This window comes from Mesobacillus campisalis, from assembly GCF_000986785.1.
Lineage (GTDB): Bacteria > Bacillota > Bacilli > Bacillales > Cytobacillaceae > Mesobacillus_B > Mesobacillus_B campisalis.
Genome location: NZ_LAYY01000101.1, coordinates 215,559 through 230,994, shown reverse-complemented (window position 1 = coordinate 230,994; position 15,436 = coordinate 215,559). Strand labels below are relative to the sequence as shown.

The 15,436-nt window shown below is 45.6% G+C and carries 19 protein-coding genes; 3 read left to right on the top strand and 16 right to left on the bottom strand.

The window, feature by feature from the left end; all coding sequences use genetic code 11:
- Positions 1 to 489, top strand: a complete 489-nt coding sequence (locus WQ57_RS25060) for a hypothetical protein (RefSeq protein ID WP_046526348.1) — start codon at positions 1 to 3, stop codon at positions 487 to 489.
- 97 nt (positions 490 to 586) lie between these two features.
- On the top strand, positions 587 to 760 hold the full coding sequence (locus WQ57_RS26035; protein WP_046526347.1) for a DUF2759 domain-containing protein: 174 nt from the start codon (positions 587 to 589) through the stop codon (positions 758 to 760).
- A 50-nt stretch (positions 761 to 810) separates the two neighbouring features.
- Here WQ57_RS26035 and WQ57_RS25050 read toward each other — a convergent pair whose 3' ends face one another.
- The 5 genes from WQ57_RS25050 to WQ57_RS25030 all read right to left on the bottom strand — a co-directional run bounded on the left by WQ57_RS25050 (position 811) and on the right by WQ57_RS25030 (position 5,227).
- Positions 811 to 1,119 (bottom strand): MTH1187 family thiamine-binding protein, encoded by a 309-nt coding sequence (locus WQ57_RS25050; protein ID WP_046526346.1) that lies wholly within the window; start codon positions 1,117 to 1,119, stop codon positions 811 to 813.
- 19 nt (positions 1,120 to 1,138) lie between these two features.
- Positions 1,139 to 2,293, bottom strand: a complete 1,155-nt coding sequence (locus tag WQ57_RS25045; protein ID WP_046526345.1) for a YqgU-like beta propeller domain-containing protein — start codon at positions 2,291 to 2,293, stop codon at positions 1,139 to 1,141.
- A 144-nt stretch (positions 2,294 to 2,437) separates the two neighbouring features.
- A complete protein-coding gene (locus WQ57_RS25040; protein WP_046526344.1) occupies positions 2,438 to 3,415 on the bottom strand; it encodes an ROK family glucokinase in 978 nt (325 codons plus the stop codon).
- A 17-nt stretch (positions 3,416 to 3,432) separates the two neighbouring features.
- Positions 3,433 to 3,639: a YqgQ family protein gene (locus tag WQ57_RS25035; protein WP_046526343.1), complete on the bottom strand. Its 207-nt coding sequence runs from the start codon at positions 3,637 to 3,639 to the stop codon at positions 3,433 to 3,435.
- Positions 3,640 to 3,766: 127 nt separating this feature from the next.
- The gene (locus tag WQ57_RS25030; RefSeq protein ID WP_046526342.1) at positions 3,767 to 5,227 is read right to left on the bottom strand and encodes a spore germination protein; all 1,461 of its coding nucleotides are present in this window, start codon (positions 5,225 to 5,227) and stop codon (positions 3,767 to 3,769) included.
- Between the two features lie 174 nt (positions 5,228 to 5,401).
- Here WQ57_RS25030 and WQ57_RS25025 point away from each other — a divergent pair, with 174 nt between their 5' ends.
- Positions 5,402 to 6,274 (top strand): hypothetical protein, encoded by an 873-nt coding sequence (locus WQ57_RS25025; protein ID WP_046526341.1) that lies wholly within the window; start codon positions 5,402 to 5,404, stop codon positions 6,272 to 6,274.
- Here WQ57_RS25025 and WQ57_RS25020 read toward each other — a convergent pair.
- The 11 genes from WQ57_RS25020 to WQ57_RS24975 all read right to left on the bottom strand — a co-directional run bounded on the left by WQ57_RS25020 (position 6,246) and on the right by WQ57_RS24975 (position 15,434).
- A complete protein-coding gene (locus WQ57_RS25020) occupies positions 6,246 to 7,796 on the bottom strand; it encodes a rhomboid family protein (protein WP_046526340.1) in 1,551 nt (516 codons plus the stop codon). The two genes, WQ57_RS25025 and WQ57_RS25020, sit on opposite strands and share 29 nt — an antisense overlap.
- Before the next feature lie 148 nt (positions 7,797 to 7,944).
- Positions 7,945 to 8,142: a hypothetical protein gene (locus WQ57_RS25015; protein WP_046526339.1), complete on the bottom strand. Its 198-nt coding sequence runs from the start codon at positions 8,140 to 8,142 to the stop codon at positions 7,945 to 7,947.
- A 93-nt stretch (positions 8,143 to 8,235) separates the two neighbouring features.
- Positions 8,236 to 9,186: an L-lactate dehydrogenase gene (locus WQ57_RS25010; protein ID WP_046526338.1), complete on the bottom strand. Its 951-nt coding sequence runs from the start codon at positions 9,184 to 9,186 to the stop codon at positions 8,236 to 8,238.
- Positions 9,187 to 9,216: 30 nt separating this feature from the next.
- Entirely contained in the window at positions 9,217 to 9,981 is a 765-nt protein-coding gene (locus tag WQ57_RS25005) for a DUF92 domain-containing protein (RefSeq protein WP_241481644.1), read from the bottom strand.
- A gap of 1 nt (position 9,982) precedes the next feature.
- Positions 9,983 to 10,558 carry a 5-formyltetrahydrofolate cyclo-ligase gene (locus WQ57_RS25000; protein WP_046526336.1) on the bottom strand — a complete coding sequence of 192 codons (576 nt, stop codon included), beginning with the start codon at positions 10,556 to 10,558 and terminating at the stop codon, positions 9,983 to 9,985.
- A gap of 132 nt (positions 10,559 to 10,690) precedes the next feature.
- Positions 10,691 to 10,840 carry a 50S ribosomal protein L33 gene (rpmG, locus tag WQ57_RS26415; protein WP_019242566.1) on the bottom strand — a complete coding sequence of 50 codons (150 nt, stop codon included), beginning with the start codon at positions 10,838 to 10,840 and terminating at the stop codon, positions 10,691 to 10,693.
- Positions 10,841 to 10,927: 87 nt separating this feature from the next.
- Entirely contained in the window at positions 10,928 to 11,587 is a 660-nt protein-coding gene (gene phoU / locus WQ57_RS24995; protein ID WP_046526335.1) for a phosphate signaling complex protein PhoU, read from the bottom strand.
- A gap of 75 nt (positions 11,588 to 11,662) precedes the next feature.
- Entirely contained in the window at positions 11,663 to 12,487 is an 825-nt protein-coding gene (gene pstB, locus WQ57_RS24990) for a phosphate ABC transporter ATP-binding protein PstB (RefSeq protein WP_420912417.1), read from the bottom strand.
- A 26-nt stretch (positions 12,488 to 12,513) separates the two neighbouring features.
- Positions 12,514 to 13,398, bottom strand: a complete 885-nt coding sequence (gene pstA, locus WQ57_RS24985) for a phosphate ABC transporter permease PstA (RefSeq protein WP_046526333.1) — start codon at positions 13,396 to 13,398, stop codon at positions 12,514 to 12,516.
- Positions 13,399 to 13,400: 2 nt separating this feature from the next.
- Complete coding sequence (gene pstC, locus WQ57_RS24980; protein ID WP_420912416.1) at positions 13,401 to 14,306, bottom strand: phosphate ABC transporter permease subunit PstC; 906 nt, start codon at positions 14,304 to 14,306, stop codon at positions 13,401 to 13,403.
- A 150-nt stretch (positions 14,307 to 14,456) separates the two neighbouring features.
- Positions 14,457 to 15,434, bottom strand: a complete 978-nt coding sequence (locus WQ57_RS24975; protein ID WP_046526331.1) for a PstS family phosphate ABC transporter substrate-binding protein — start codon at positions 15,432 to 15,434, stop codon at positions 14,457 to 14,459.
- Positions 15,435 to 15,436 lie beyond the last annotated feature (2 nt).

Genomic DNA, 15,436 nt, shown 5'->3' with positions numbered 1-15,436 from the left:
TTGAATTCTGCCTATGCTGTCGAAGTGGACCCTCTTATCGCCGAAATTCCCGAATTCAATGACGTGCTTCGTTCGAATCCCGGCTTCGCTGGCGTCCATGGACTTGTGTACCTGTTCCATGACAAAGCGGGAGCTGAGCAAGCCGCAGACCTGTGCAGGGAAGCCGGGCTGCTTGAAGAAGTACACTCATTGGTCTGCCTCAAAAATGCTGCCGAAGGAGAACTTTTTGCTGACTATGGTTTTAAATCCGGAGAACGGGTATACTTATTCAAAGATCTGGTATCCGCTTTCACCCTAGAGTGGAGCGCCCTTGATGAAGCAAGGATGGCAAAACTGCAAATCGAAGAACATTTGGTCGCAGCAGGGGGCCCTGATTCATGGATGTTTTTCATAGACCGCCAAATGTGCACGCTGATGGAAGGAATCGCTCAGGCATATGGATGCAAGGCATTGTTTTTAGACCTCGACAAACGATTGAAAAAACTATAAAATAGTATTCGAATATATGGAAATACATAAAGGCAGCGAACCTGCCCGTTGACTTCACTAATTACTGTCTGACTATCTGTACAAAGGGGGATTGAAAATGGGACTTGTGATTATCTTTGCATTGGTTACACTGCTCGCAGCATTCGGCACTTTTTCTGCTTTAAAAAACAAAAATCTTCTGGGCATCGTATTTGGCGGTGGAACTCTGCTCGTCTTCGGATGGTTTACCATTATGACGGTCATTTACCACGGCTACCCGGTGGCTCACTAAATGCAACCGTTTTTTTTGAATGAAAAGGCCGCCCACTGGGCGGCCCTTTTTTATAGAAGGCTCTGGACTTTAGCCACTTTATCCTCCATTTTCCGAGAAACGTCCCGGCGGTCATCAATCCTGATATTGGTCGCTACACGCTGGATTCCTTTTGAAAACGGCGCTTCGTGGATCGCCTGGATAACTTGGAACAGCACTGGCAGTTCCCCTTCAATAATTGTATTCATTGGCGTCAGCTGGAAACGGATTTTTCCTTGCTCTTCAAAATCTGCCAGGAGCTTCTGGATCTCCGCAACATAGGCGCTTACGCTCGGTGTCTCGGTGCCTATCGGAATTACTGTTACATCTGCAATGGCCATTAGTGATCTCTCCTTACTGTCATTCATTGTCAATCAGGTTTATGATTTGCTTTTTTTCCATGTCGATCAGCTTTTCCAGCTGAAAACCATACAAGCAATATTTTCCATCCGGGGCACAGTTTATCGGCTCATTTTCCATGCCTTCCATCAGGTTTTCCTCACTTCCCTCATCCAAAGAGTATCTGGATAGAGTAAACCCTGCCCCGTACAAATCCGCTTCCCCGCTGTACAAAGGCCGAAAGTAAACAAAACTATTATCTGTGCCCAAATCATAAAAAGGGACGAGCCAGCCCGAAAAAGCGGAAAGCTGTACTACCTCAAAGCTCTTCCTTTCTCCTGACTTGCTGTCGATAAACTGATAAGCCGCCATGCCATTGTCGGTTTCAGAGGTTTGAACAGCAAGGACAAGTTCTCCTGAACCTTCAAGATGATGGACGCCTTCAAGAATGGTATGCTCGGCCTGCGTATTCAGGATCCGTTTCTTAAGCGGGGCATGGAGGGCGGGGCCAGTGTTATCCCAATCCAGATAATACATCTCTTCCTCCGCCGGCCAGATGGCGAAAGGGGGATCCAGATCCACCTCGGTAATATTTTCATTCCCTATATCCAGGATGTACACCTGGTAACTCCAATCTTCCCGAAAGGCAGAAACAAGCACTTTCTCTTCGTCCTCCCCATTCCATTCAAAAGCCAACTCAAATGAAGGAAACCTTGTCTTAAATAGCATCTCCCCATTCGGATTAATGAAGGCCAGTTCCGCTTCATAACTGGAAGGCGCGGAATGAATCAGCACGTGTTTTTTTCCCGGACTGAGTTCCGCTGTTACGGCAAAGTGGGGACTTTCGTACAGTAATGTGCTTTTGCCGTCATATATATCATAACGGTATAGATTGGAGCCTTCGCTGACGTTCGTTATGTAAAGAATGGTTCGCTCATCCAGCCATCCTATCGCTTTAAAGAAATCTCCTTCGACATTGAGAGGCAGAACAGGGGCTTTCCCGGAAAAGCCCGGAGCAGGCCCGTCTTTTTTATTGGGAACATGGCTGGCTTTCTCATGCAGACTGGCCGAATCTTCTTTAAAACAGCCCGCAAGGCTGATCCCGGCGAGGAATAAAAATGCGAAAAAAAGCAAAAACTTTCCTTTACTTACTGCATTGCCCACCCTTCTTCCCACTTCCTCCCCACCTTTTCACTAATATATAACATTACGTAAAAAAGCGAAAAATGTTTCAGTTTTTCAACATAAAAATTTTCATGCATCCTATGTCAACCGAATAAAAAGAGTGCCTTATTCCGGCACTCCTTGCTTTATTTCGGCTTACTGCTTAATTGGATTATTTCGAACCAGCCAGGCAGCACCAATGACCCCGGCATCATTGCCCAACGTGGCAAGTGTTACTTGTGTTGATTTTGCCACTCTTGGGAAGGAGCAGGCCAGGAACTTCTCTTTTACAGGGTTAATCAGGATATCTCCAGCTCTTGAAACACCTCCGCCGAGAACAATTTTCTCGGGGTTTAGAGTGTTGGCAATGTTGGCAAGGGCCAGACCGAGATGGCCAGCTACATGGTCGATGACATGAAGAGCCATCTTATCCCCACCTCTGGCTGAGTCAAAAACATCTTTTGCGGTAACCGTTCCCTCCCGCTGGTAAATCTCCTTCAGGCTGCCGGAAGCATCATTGGCAGAAAGTTCAGCAAGCGCCAGCCTTACAATTCCGGTAGCCGAGGCGATGGTCTCAAGACAGCCGCTTTTTCCACAATTACAAGGGGCTCCGCCTTCAGGAATGGAAGTAATATGTCCGATTTCGCCTGCAGCGCCGCTGACTCCCTGGACAATCTGACCATTGGCAATCACCCCGCCGCCAACACCTGTTCCCAGTGTGACGCATACAAGGTCCTTCGCCCCGTTTCCGGCTCCCTTCCACATTTCTCCCAAGGCAGCACAATTTGCATCATTATCCACCACTGCCGGCATGGAAGTTTCCACTTCCAGCATATCTTTTAATGGATAGTCATCCTGCCAACCAAGATTGACCGCCTCGTATACCACTCCGTTGACCAGATTGACTGGACCTGGCGCTCCCATTCCAATCCCTAATATTTCACTTTTTGAGCGTCCGACTTCTTCCAGCTTGCGGTCAATTGCCTTAGCGATATTGATTGTAATATTTTTCCCCTTATCGGAAGTATCCGTAGGTATTTCCCATTTATGCAAAATCTCTCCATAATAACTTATGAACGCTATTTTTGTCGTGGTGCCGCCCAAATCCACACCAATCAGCCACTTTTCTGCCATCTCCTCGTCACCTAACCCTACTTCTGTCTTTTTTCTTTTTCCAGCATAATCTCATGCCTAAGGAGCATGATGGCGGTTTGAAAATCACCAGGCTGGATCAATTGAGCACGATACATATCTTTTAACTCTGCTTCCATTAATTCCAAATCAGCGAGCCGGTCTCCTACGTAGATGACCGTGCCAAAAGATTTTAAATATTGCTGGATATCGTAAATACTTTTCAATTCATTCCCTCTCATTTTGTGAACAAGTTTACATGAGATAAGTATAATGTAAACCAAGCCTCTTCTCAAGTGCCCCAGGCTGTTTCCAGTTGTGATTGCCCGAAAAAAAACCGCTGATGCGTGAACATCAGCGGTCGGGATCCTTAGGATGGAGAACGCTGGGACGGCGGTTTTTCAGCGGGATGGGCGCTCTCATTAATACATCGCGAAAAGCCCTGAAATTAAACGGAATGAACGGCCATAAATATGGAATTCCAAACGATTTCATTCTTGCAAGATATAGGATGAGGAGCAAGGTCCCCACCACAAATCCAAGGGTTTGGAATAAAGCAGTGGATAACAATAAAAAGATCCTTGCAAGTCTTGTGGCCAGACTCATTTCATAGCTTGGTGTCGCAAATGTCCCAATGGCGGCAATGGAAAAGTAGAGAATGACTTCGTTTGTTAACAGGCCAACTTCCACTGCAATTTGGCCAATCATCAAGGCAGCAATCAACCCCAAAGCAGTTGCAAGGGAAGTTGGTGTGTGAATGGCCGCCATCCGCAGCGCATCAATCCCAAATTCGATGATAACGAATTGTACTATTAGCGGAACTTGTCCCGGGTCGTTAATTCCGATATAGGAGTACTTCTCTGGCAGCAATTCGGGATTTGCTGCAAGAAGAAACCATAGCGGCAGGAGGAATAGGGAAGCCCAAACCGACACATAGCGCACAAGACGCAGGTAGGTTCCTACAAGAGGCTTATTCCTGTATTCTTCGGCATGCTGCAAATGATGCCAGAAAGTAGTAGGGGTAATCAGCACGCTCGGAGACCCATCAACAAAAATGCAGACATGGCCCTGAAACAAATGGACGGCTGCCGTATCAGGCCTTTCCGTATATCTGACAGTTGGAAAAGGGTTATAATGCCTGCCTGAAATGAATTCCTCAATCGTCTTCTCCGCCATCGGGAGTCCATCTGTATCAATTTTTGACAGCGAGTCCTTTAACCTTTTAACCATATCCGGATCAGCAATATCCTCAATGTAACTGACAACGATATCTGTTTTGGATCGTCGGCCAATCTGCATGTATTCCATTCTAAGTGTTCGGTCTCTAACCCTTCTTCTCGTCATGGCTGTATTGAAAACGATAGTCTCCACGAAGCCGTCCCTTGACCCTCTTACCACTCTTTCTGTGTCAGGTTCTTCTGGTCCTCTTACAGGATAGGTCCGGGCATCAATAATGATGGCTTTGTCGATCCCATCAACAAGCAAGACCGTAGGCCCTGCCAGAACCTTGTCGGTTATCTCATCCAGATCATCCGATGTTTCCACTTCAATGTAGGGAATATAGGTATGAACCAGCTTTTTTAACATATCAGGCTGAAGTTCCTCCGGCTTGAGCTTTGCCAGGAACTTCATCAAAAGGTGCAGGATATCGTCCTTGGCAAATCCGTCGACCATATATAATGCCATTTCCGTATCTGCGTATTTCACATCCACCTGCATAACATCAAAGCTTTTGTCAACACCGAGAGATTCTTTCAGGTACGCGGTATTTTCTTTTAGACTTTCCTGAACGGGATGCTTTTTGTTCTGTTCCATTTTCCACCTCAAAACACGTAAACGGTTTACGCCATTTTTTTCCTGCGTCTCCTCCCATCATAGCCATTCATTTCAAAAATCATACTTGTCTGCTGCATGTCCATGGAAGTCCCAGAATATAGTTTAGTTAAGCAAGTGTCCATGCTGTGCAGAATGCTCTGAAAGGAAAAGGATATGAGAAATATTTTATTAAGTTTTGGCTTGCTTTCGGCGGCTGTTTTACTCATCTATTTGTTTCATCCTCAAGAAACCAGTGAAACGATTATTTTCTTTCCGATAGATGAAGCAGCAGCCTATAAATCTGTAAATACTACCCTGACTATGGCGGAAGGCAAAAATGAAAATGAATATGAAATCCAATGGAATATGTATTCTCTTCTTGGCCAGAAAGCCTATCTGCGGCAGGATATGGGGCTACTTTTCAAAAATGGAAGGTTACGAGGGAAAACAGCGGAGTGGAAGCAAAATGCCGATAATCTGAGTCAAAAGCAGGAATTCAATGAAAAGGATACTGGAAAATTCCAGGCTGTTACGTTTCACCACTCGGAAATTCATGGAAAAGATGACAGGATTACGAGTGCCCAGGATATGTCCGCGGACCTGCTGTACGCCATTCATTCGCCATACAGCCCGATGCGGTCGTTTCGAATCCCCAATACTCAAGACGACCTGGAATGGAAAAACCTTCTCGATACCGCCGAGGACCGCCAGCTTGAAAAAGCCATGAACAATGCACTAAACAAACTTCGGCTCAACCCCGACCACTTTTTTAAAATTTGGCTGACTGAGCTTCCTCAGTTTAAAGACAAGCCGTTTCCTGGGTACACACTAAGGGAAACCAGTGAAATCATCGGCAGGCTGTGGGAAGGATTGTATAAGAACTATTTTTACGGCATAAAAAAACAGGATGGCGCCATCGTCAGTCCAATCGATAGCACCATCCCGCTTATTATGGTCGCAAAGGACCGATCTTCTCTGCTGGTATTGACCGAAACAGCCGACCGGGAAGCTGTCCTCCTCATCCAGCAGATTCCAAAAAGGCGCTGACCCTGTTGAAGAGATTTTGGTAATCCTGATTTTCGGGCTGCAGCTGGACCGCTTCTTCCGCATGAATCCGTGCATCCTCGAACTCTTTTTGCTGAAGGTACACTAAAGCCAGATTATAATGGGCTTCATGGAAAGCCGGCTTTAAATCAAGGACTTGATGAAGGTAAGATTTAGCGTCTTCAAGATTCTTCAGCTTGATCTCGGCAAAAGAGAGCAGGAACAGGATATCAGCTGAAGCCTCATCCTCGCTATGGTAATCCAGGAGAAGAGACCTGGCTTTTTCATATTCATCATTTTGGAGATAATCCTGCGCCAAAATCAGGACAGACTGTTCATCGATGATGGCAGAAGAGTGGCTGAACCCATATTGCAGCATCATAAACATTAACAAGGCCGTACCTGCCAGGAATCCTGTTTGCTTGAGGATCCTTTTCCTCTTCTTTGGGAAATGGACGATTCCTGCCGCGGCAAATCCGCCAACCAGGCCGCCAATATGGCCGGCATTGTCAATTCCCGGCATAGTGAAGCCAAATATAAGATTGATAACCAAAACGGCTAAAATGTTTATGCCCATGGTCCTGAAGAACAAACCCGGGAAGCTCATGCCAAAATAAAGCAGGGCACCAAAACATCCAAATATCGCTCCGCTCGCTCCCGCTGACAAATTGGGGCTGAACAGGAAGCTGGCAAGCGAACCAGCGAAACCCGCAAAAATGTAAATGAATACAAAACGGATATTGCCGAAAATCCTCTCAATCATCGGCCCCAAGTAAAATAAGGCAATGGAATTCATGAAAAGATGAAGCATCCCAATATGCAGAACCATTGGTGTAAAGAAACGCCACCATTCCCCCTCCACGATGAGCGGATTGAATTTTGCACCAAACCGGATCAAGGTTGATGTATCCGTACTGCCCCCGCGCAGCTCCATAAGCAGGAAGACCAGGACCTGGACAACCAGGAAAACATAGGTGAAAAATGGCTTCCCTGATTGAAAAAACGCTTGCTCCTCCCTGGCCCTATCCTCGGCATAGGCAAGGGCCTTGGTGCGTAGTGCAGCGGTTTCCCGCTCAAGTTCAGCATCACCAAACACCAGACTGAAAGCTGTACCTGTCACTTGTTCCAAGATTTTAAGTGATTGGAATTCATCATTCCTGAATGCGACCACACTTGTTATTTGTACTTTCCCTTTGGCAGGCACATAGGGAGCATCAATCCTGTGCTGGTAATCATCGACAGGAGGATAGGAAGTAACATACAGGTTCATAATGGTCATTTTCCCTCTGGCATAACGGCTGCCGATTCTCTCTCCTCTTGCTGCGACACTCTCTATATCCCGCTGCAGCCAGTTGCTCCAATCAAGATCATATCGCAGAAGCCGGATCACCTGGGCTTCCTTGTTTTCCATTTTTTCAAGCCACAGCTCTTGCTGGTCTTTGGATAGCTGAATAATCCGATAGCCATTCCTGACAATCAGGAAATGTGCCGTTTTCCAGAACACATTTTCTTCTAGCCCACTCACATTCTCCCCTACTTTCTAAAACTGGGTTCCATCATCTACATCTACATTATAAACGAACCTGCACGAAATAAGCACCAGCCCGCCCTCACGCCCCGGTTGCCGTTTCAGAACAACCCTTAAAAAACAAAAAAGACCCGGTTAAGGTCTTTTAGTTAAACTCTGAGGGGCCGGAGAATACCGTCCGCATCATTCTGCTTCTGACTCCCGGAATTCCCATCATGGATGTGACTGCAATCCTGCGAAGCATGGCATTACCGAGGATCATATTCATGACTTTATAGCGGTTTTGAAAGACAACATACCCGGCCGCGCTAAAAAAGAGAATCGACAACAGTCTTTTTAACATATACATCCCTCCGCTCTTAGTTTGCAGCAGAGCAGAGTTTTTAATCCGGAAATTTTAGACAAGGGAAGGACTTTTCGGCCAATCAATGATGCTTTATGAAGGAAAGACTGATTCCTTCACTTTCCTGAGGACGTCTGCCGAGTGGCTGAATTTCTCCTTCTCATCATCGGCCAGGGTAAACTCCAGCACTTCCCTGATTCCATGGCGATTCACAATGGCAGGTACTCCGATGTAAAGGTCATTCTGGCCATATTCCCCGTTAAGGTAAGAGGAGACCGTTAGAATCGAATTCTCATTTTGCAGGATCGCCTTCGTCAGCCGGACCAGCCCCATGGCAATGCCATAATATGTGGCACCTTTTCTCTCAATAATATGGTAGGCTGCATCTCTGACATTGGTAAAAATCTGTTCAAGGTCTTCCTGCCTGTATTCCTTTCTTTCATTAATAATTGTTTCGATTGGCTTGCCTCCAATATCGGCGTGGCTCCATACCGGCAGTTCCGTATCTCCGTGTTCGCCAATGATATATGCATGGACGTTTCTGGTATCAATATTGAAGTAATCCCCCAGCAAAAAGCGAAATCTGGCTGTATCAAGGATGGTGCCCGAACCAATGACCCTCTCTTTTGGCAGCCCCGAAAACTTCCATACGGCATATGTAAGGATATCCACCGGATTGGTTGCGATGATAAAAATTCCGTCAAATCCGCTTCCCATTACCTCGCCGACAATGCCCTTGAAGATTTTTGTATTTTTCTCGACGAGATCAAGCCTGGTTTCTCCTGGCTTCTGGTTTGCTCCCGCACAAATGACTACAATATCCGCAGGCTTGCAGTCCGAGTAATCCCCAAACCATATTTTTGTCGGCGACGGAGCAAACGGCATCCCGTGATTTAAATCCATCGCATCCCCTTCTGATTTCTCCTTATTTAAGTCAATCAGAACCAATTCCTCCGCTACCCCTTGGTTCAGCATGGCAAAAGCATAGCTTGATCCCACAAACCCAGTTCCAATCAGAACCACCCGATTAACCCTGTTATTCATGTCAAACCCTCCCTGAGTTAATAACGAACCTCACACATAAGAAATTATTCCCAATATGACAGCGAGCAAACACGAAATAAAATTGACCCCATCATTTTGAAGCCAGCCTTTTCCTTTAGTAAGATGGCAGGCTTCCCCGCAATGATGCCTTTTTTCCACCTCACGGCCGCAAACACGGCACCTGTAGCCCGCTTGGATAAAGGCCCCCAATATCGTATCCACCATCATCCCTAAAAAACCAAAACCTAAGATCAATAAGACTTCCCTACTATTCAGGCCGAACAAAAAATAGGCAGCCAAAGCGATTGTACCGGCCCCAAAAAATCCGGCGGCGCTCCCGGTTGCTGAAACAGCACCCGAAGTTCCTGGTTCCACCCTTTTAAAGCTCCTTACAGAGAAAGGATGATGCTTGCTGAGGGTTCCCAGCTCGGAAGCCCATGTGTCACTGTTGGAGCTGGCAAGCGAAATGCAAAAGGCCACTAGCATCCATGGGCTTTCCCACCAAAAATAAGCCATACCCAAAGCGGCGGCGATCCCTCCGTTTGCAGCCACCTGAAGCCAATCCCGTTTCGATCCTTTTTCATGGAACTCAGTCAAGTAACCTTTTCGCTTCTTCTTATAATTTGACAGCAAACTGGATGTAATAAAAAACAAGCCGAGCAAAGAAAGACCCCTGTACCCGAATCCCAACCCGACTAATACTCCGCAAACCAGAGCAGCCCCTGCACCTGACAGGCTTAACAATGAGAACCTCCAGGCAAGGATTGAGACGAGTGCAACAAATCCAACCAGCAAGCTAGGCCCCATTCTCTCCAGGTACCTGCCCTTCTTCAGTTATTACTCTGGCAACAGGAATATCATGCATCTCTATTGGCAATTCAGGAAAAACCTGCAGTTGAAAAGCAAGAGAAATTGATTCACCGGCATAATTCGCCAACAGCCTGTCATAATAGCCTCCGCCAAACCCAAGACGGTAACCTGAAGGAGTAAAAGCGAGGCCGGGAACAATCATCAGGTCGATTTTGCCAACAGGAACTTCAGCTGTTTCAGCAGGTATCGGCTCGTATAATCCAGAGTAGACCATTTCAAGCTGTGAGAATCTATTCAATGATCGAAAGACAAGCTCCTTCTTTTCAGGAAGACATTTGGGGATGGCTACAACCTTCCCTTCTTCCCATGCTTTGCGGATAATCTGGAACGTATCCACTTCCGGCTGCCTTGAGACTGTAATTCCGATTGTTTTCGCCTCTTTCCAGGCTTTATCCTTGTAGAGCTGGCAGGCAACCTGAAATGAAAGGTCCTGATACATTGGGAATGACAAACTGTCAAGCTGGCTTTTTACTTTTTCGCGAAATTGCCGTTTACTATCCATGTCCCATCCTCCAGTCAAAATAATCGATGTTATGTAATTGACTTTACCACACTTCAAATAAGAGTTACTGTTTAAAAATTCAATAAATTTATCATAACAAAAAAAAGCAGCCGGGAAAGTTCCCGATGCTGCTTATTTTGTTTCGCGATGCAAAGTGGCACGCTTTTCTCTTGAGCAGTATTTCTTAAGCTCAAGACGGTCTGGGTTATTACGCTTATTTTTTTTGGAAATATAGTTACGGTCTCCGCACTCAGTGCAAGCTAACGTAATATTTACACGCATGTGATTTTCCCTCCAAACTCATTAACCTAGTTCGTTCATACGACTTTTCTATAATATCACTTTTCTTTTTGAAATGCTAGTACGTTTTTAATTATTTAAGTCGTACCGTTTGCCTTTTACAAGGTAGAAAACATTTTCGGCAATATTGGTCGTATGATCGGCTGCCCGCTCAAGGAATCGGCAAATAAATGACAGCTGTGTAATTTGAGCCATTTGGGCTGGGTTTGTCTGATTCAGCTTTAGCAAATCGACAATGGTCTGCCCGTATAAGGCATCAACCTCGTCATCCATCTCAGCTACCTTTTTCGCCTTGCCCAGGTCCTCTTCTGCAAAAGCCTCCAAGGAAAGGTTTAGCATCTCAAGAGTGAGTTTGTGCATTTGCCTGATGTGTTCAATCGGTTTGACAAGCGGTTCGCTGCCTATGCGGATGGTTGATTTGGCAATATTGACAGCAAAGTCGGCAATTCGCTCTATTTCATTGGCAATTTTGATGGCGACAATAATCCTGCGAAGATCCACTGCTACCGGAGCCTGTTTGGCAATCAACAGGATGGCAGCATCATCGATTTCCTCTTCCATCATATTCGCTTTATCGTCATCATCAATTATTTTCAAGGCCAATTCTATGTCTTTATTTTCAAGAGCCTCCAAGGATTGCGTTAATGCTTCAGAGCTGAAGTTGCCCAGCTCGATCAGACTGCTTTGGAGTTTCCTCAATTCCTCTTCAAACTTTTCCCTTACTACCATTCTTCATGCTCCCTTCATTCCTGGTGATACAGGCCAAAGCCTGTTTCAGCCACCTGTAGATTTGCGATATCCTGATCAGCCAAATCGGCCGGTAATATAGTCTTCTGTCCGCTTATCGGAAGGGGTGGAAAAGATTTTGTCTGTTTCCGCGAATTCAATCACTTCACCACTTAGGAAGAAGGCTGTTTTATCTGAAATACGGGCTGCCTGCTGCATGTTATGGGTAACAATGATGATGCTGAAATCCTTCTTCAGCTCTTGGACAAGCTCCTCCACTTTCAAAGTGGATATCGGGTCCAAAGCGGAGGTTGGCTCATCCATCAGAATGACATCCGGCTCGATTGCCAGAGCCCTCGCAATGCATAAACGCTGCTGCTGTCCGCCTGAGAGCCCATAGGCATTCTCATTGAGGCGGTCTTTTACTTCATTCCAGATTGCTGCGCCTTTTAAGCTTTTCTCGACAATTTCATCGAGAATTTTCTTGTCGCGGATTCCGTGGATCTTCGGCCCATAAGCAACATTTTCATAAATTGACTTTGGAAATGGATTTGGTTTTTGGAAGACCATTCCCACACGTGTCCGCAAATCCTCTACCTGAAAGTTCTTATCAAAGATATTACGTTCTCGGTATAAGATCTCCCCTGAGATGCGGACGATTGGAATCATCTCGACCATCCGGTTCAATGTCTTGATATAGGTGGATTTACCGCAGCCTGAAGGACCAATGATCGCAGTCACTTCATTTTCATGGATAGGGAGGTTGATGTTCTTTAATGCATGGTCTTCCCCATACCAAAGATTAAGGTCTTTTGTATTATATACGATTTTTTTATTTTCCGTTTCGGAGCCGGTTGAAGCAGATAAGTTATTTGTTTTTGCGTTTGCTTTACCCGTTAACACTGTCATAGTTGTAGTCCCTCCATGGGTTAATATCGTTTTTGGAATTTGTTTCTAATCAGGATGGCCACTGAGTTCATGACAAACAGGACAATCAATAATATCAGTATCGTAGCTGCAGCAAGGTTGGTATACTCGGCTACAAGGGCAGAATCAAGTGTCCAATAATAAATTTGTACAGGAAGAATGGTGAATTTATCAAAAATACTATCCGGAAGTGGAATCAGCAATGCAGGTATCCCTAGGACGACCAGCGGTGCCGTTTCCCCTATGGCACGGGACAAGGCCAATATCGTCCCTGTTAAAATTCCCGGAAGGGAGGCAGGTAAAACAACGTTTTTAACCGTCTGCCATTTAGTGGCACCCATTCCAAACGATGCTTCCCTCAAAAACTGAGGCACAGCCCTGATAGCTTCCTGGCTTGAGACAACAACGACCGGAAGAACAAGCAGCGCCATTGTTAATCCACCCGCAAGAACGACGTTGCCCAATTCCATGCCTCTTGCAAAAACAGTCAAGCCGAGAAGTCCAAACACAACCGAAGGGACACCTGCAAGGTTTGAAATATTTGTTTGGATGATGGACTGAATTCGCCCTTTTTTGGCATATTCCTCGAGATAGATAGCCGTCCCTACCCCCAGAACCATCGTAACAGGGGCGACTACAGCCATTAACCACAGGGTACCAAGGATGGCTCCCATAATCCCCGCCCTTTCAGGGTCGGTAGATAGCTTATTGGTTAAAAAATCAAAATTAATCCATGCTGCGCCATCTTGAATGACTCGATATATAAGAACAACCAAAACGACCAGGCCAAATAGCGTTGCCAATAAGAATAGTGTTTTGGCGAATGTATTCGCAAATAAACGAGAGCCCATTTTCTTTTGAACCTGTTCAACATTCACATGCTTCATAATCAATATTCCTCCCTGAATCTGCGGGAAATATATTGCGCGATAAAATTCATAACCAAAGTAAATACAAACAATGTCATCGCGACCGCGTAAAGGCTATGGTATAAAGTCGTACCTGCAGCCGCTTCACCGCCCGAGACTTCAACAATATAAGCCGTCATTGTCTGCATCGATTGCGTAATGTCAAAAGTAAAGTTCTTTGAACTTCCGCTGGCAATAGTTACAATCATGGTTTCTCCAATTGCACGGGAAATGCCCAGCACAAAGGAGGCAATAATGCCCGAGATTGCAGCCGGAACAACTACTTTCCAGGTAACCTCCAGCTTGGTCGATCCCAGAGCAAGCGCTCCTTCCCTCATGGAGTTTGGCACGGCGCTCATGGCATCCTCGGAAAGGGAGGCGACCATTGGTATAATCATAATTCCCATAACCAGGCCTGGACTCAAAATATTTGTCGGCTCCAGTCCAGGAATGAATGACCTAAGAAGAGGCGTGACAAAAGTAAAGGCAAAAAAACCATAAACAATCGTAGGAATGCCTGCAAGGATTTCCAGGATTGGCTTTAGTATTCTTCTAGCCTTTTCGGATGCATATTCACTCAGATAAATGGCTGTCATAAGGCCGATCGGAATTGCCACAAGCATGGCAATGGCGGTTGATATTAGTGTTCCTGTCAGCAATGGCAAGACGCCAAACACCGCATTCTGGCCCAATGGTTTTAATTCAGTTCCTGTAAAGAATGAGAAGAAGTTGACTTCCTGAAAAAAGAGAACCGTTTCAGTAATAAGAGTTAATAGGATGCCAACTGTTGTTATAATGGATACAGCGGCTATTCCAAAAAGAATTCCAGGCACTAGCTTCTCTAAAGTGCTGCCAACTGTCCTGTTTTTTTTCTTTTGGGCAATCAGGTCGCTTACAGCCGGCCTTGAATGCTGATCCTGTCTTGTTGATTTCTGCAAATGTAACGAACTCCTTTCACCTCATTAAGGTGGATGAGAATTTAAAACAGGCAAAAGATGAGAAGAAATCCCTTCTCATCTTGCCAAGTTAACGAGCGGCTATTTCAAATTATTAAGAGCATCCACTGTAGTTTTGATTTCCTCTTCAGGCAGCGGAGCAAAGCCAGTTTCTTCAGCAACGGCGTTTGCATTTTCCATCGTGTAGATGGCATAGTCCAATACCTGAGGCTTCTCTTTCGCATGGTTCACATTCAAATAAGAGAATACCGGGCGGGTAAATGGAGCATAATCCCCATCTTCAGCAATCGTGTCAACTGAAGGTGCTACAGGGCCGTTTCCAAAGTCGACCTTAACCGCCGACAGCTTGTCAGTGTTGCTGGCATAATAGCCATATCCAAAGAAAGCAATAGCGTTCTTATCCTTTGATACCAAGTCGACAAGTGTGGAATAATCCTGCTGCAAATTGATGTCATCTACCAATTGCTGTTCTTCAAGGATGTTCTCAAAGAAAAACTCGTAAGTTCCATGATTTTCGTTTGGACCATATGTCTTAATCTCTTCAGCCGGGAAGTCCGGGCGAACGTCTGACCATTTCTTTTTGCCGGCACTTGCCAGGAAGATGTCCTTGATTTCCTGTTCAGTCAAATCTGTTGCCCAGTCGTTTTCTTTATTGATAACAAACGTCAATCCATCCAGGGCAACCTTCAATTCCTGTACTTCGATGCCGAGTTCCTCAGCCTTTGCTTTCTCTTCGTCCTTTATTGGGCGGGAAGCATTGTTGAAATCTGTGCCATCCTCAGCCAGGAACTTGGAGAAACCAGCGGATGTACCAGCGCGGCTCACCTCTACAGAAACATTTTCCTGCTCTCCCATATAGTTTTCAGCCATTCTGGCCATAAAAGGGTATACAGTCCCTGATCCGTCAATCACTACACTGCCTTCTAACTCCTCGGTTTCGGCTCCTTCGCCGTTTCCGCCATCAGTGTTTTCATTTGCATTTCCGTTTCCGCATGCTGAAGCAATGATGATTGCCGCCAGCAGCATTGCCAGCAGATTAAACTTTTTCAGACTTTTCATTC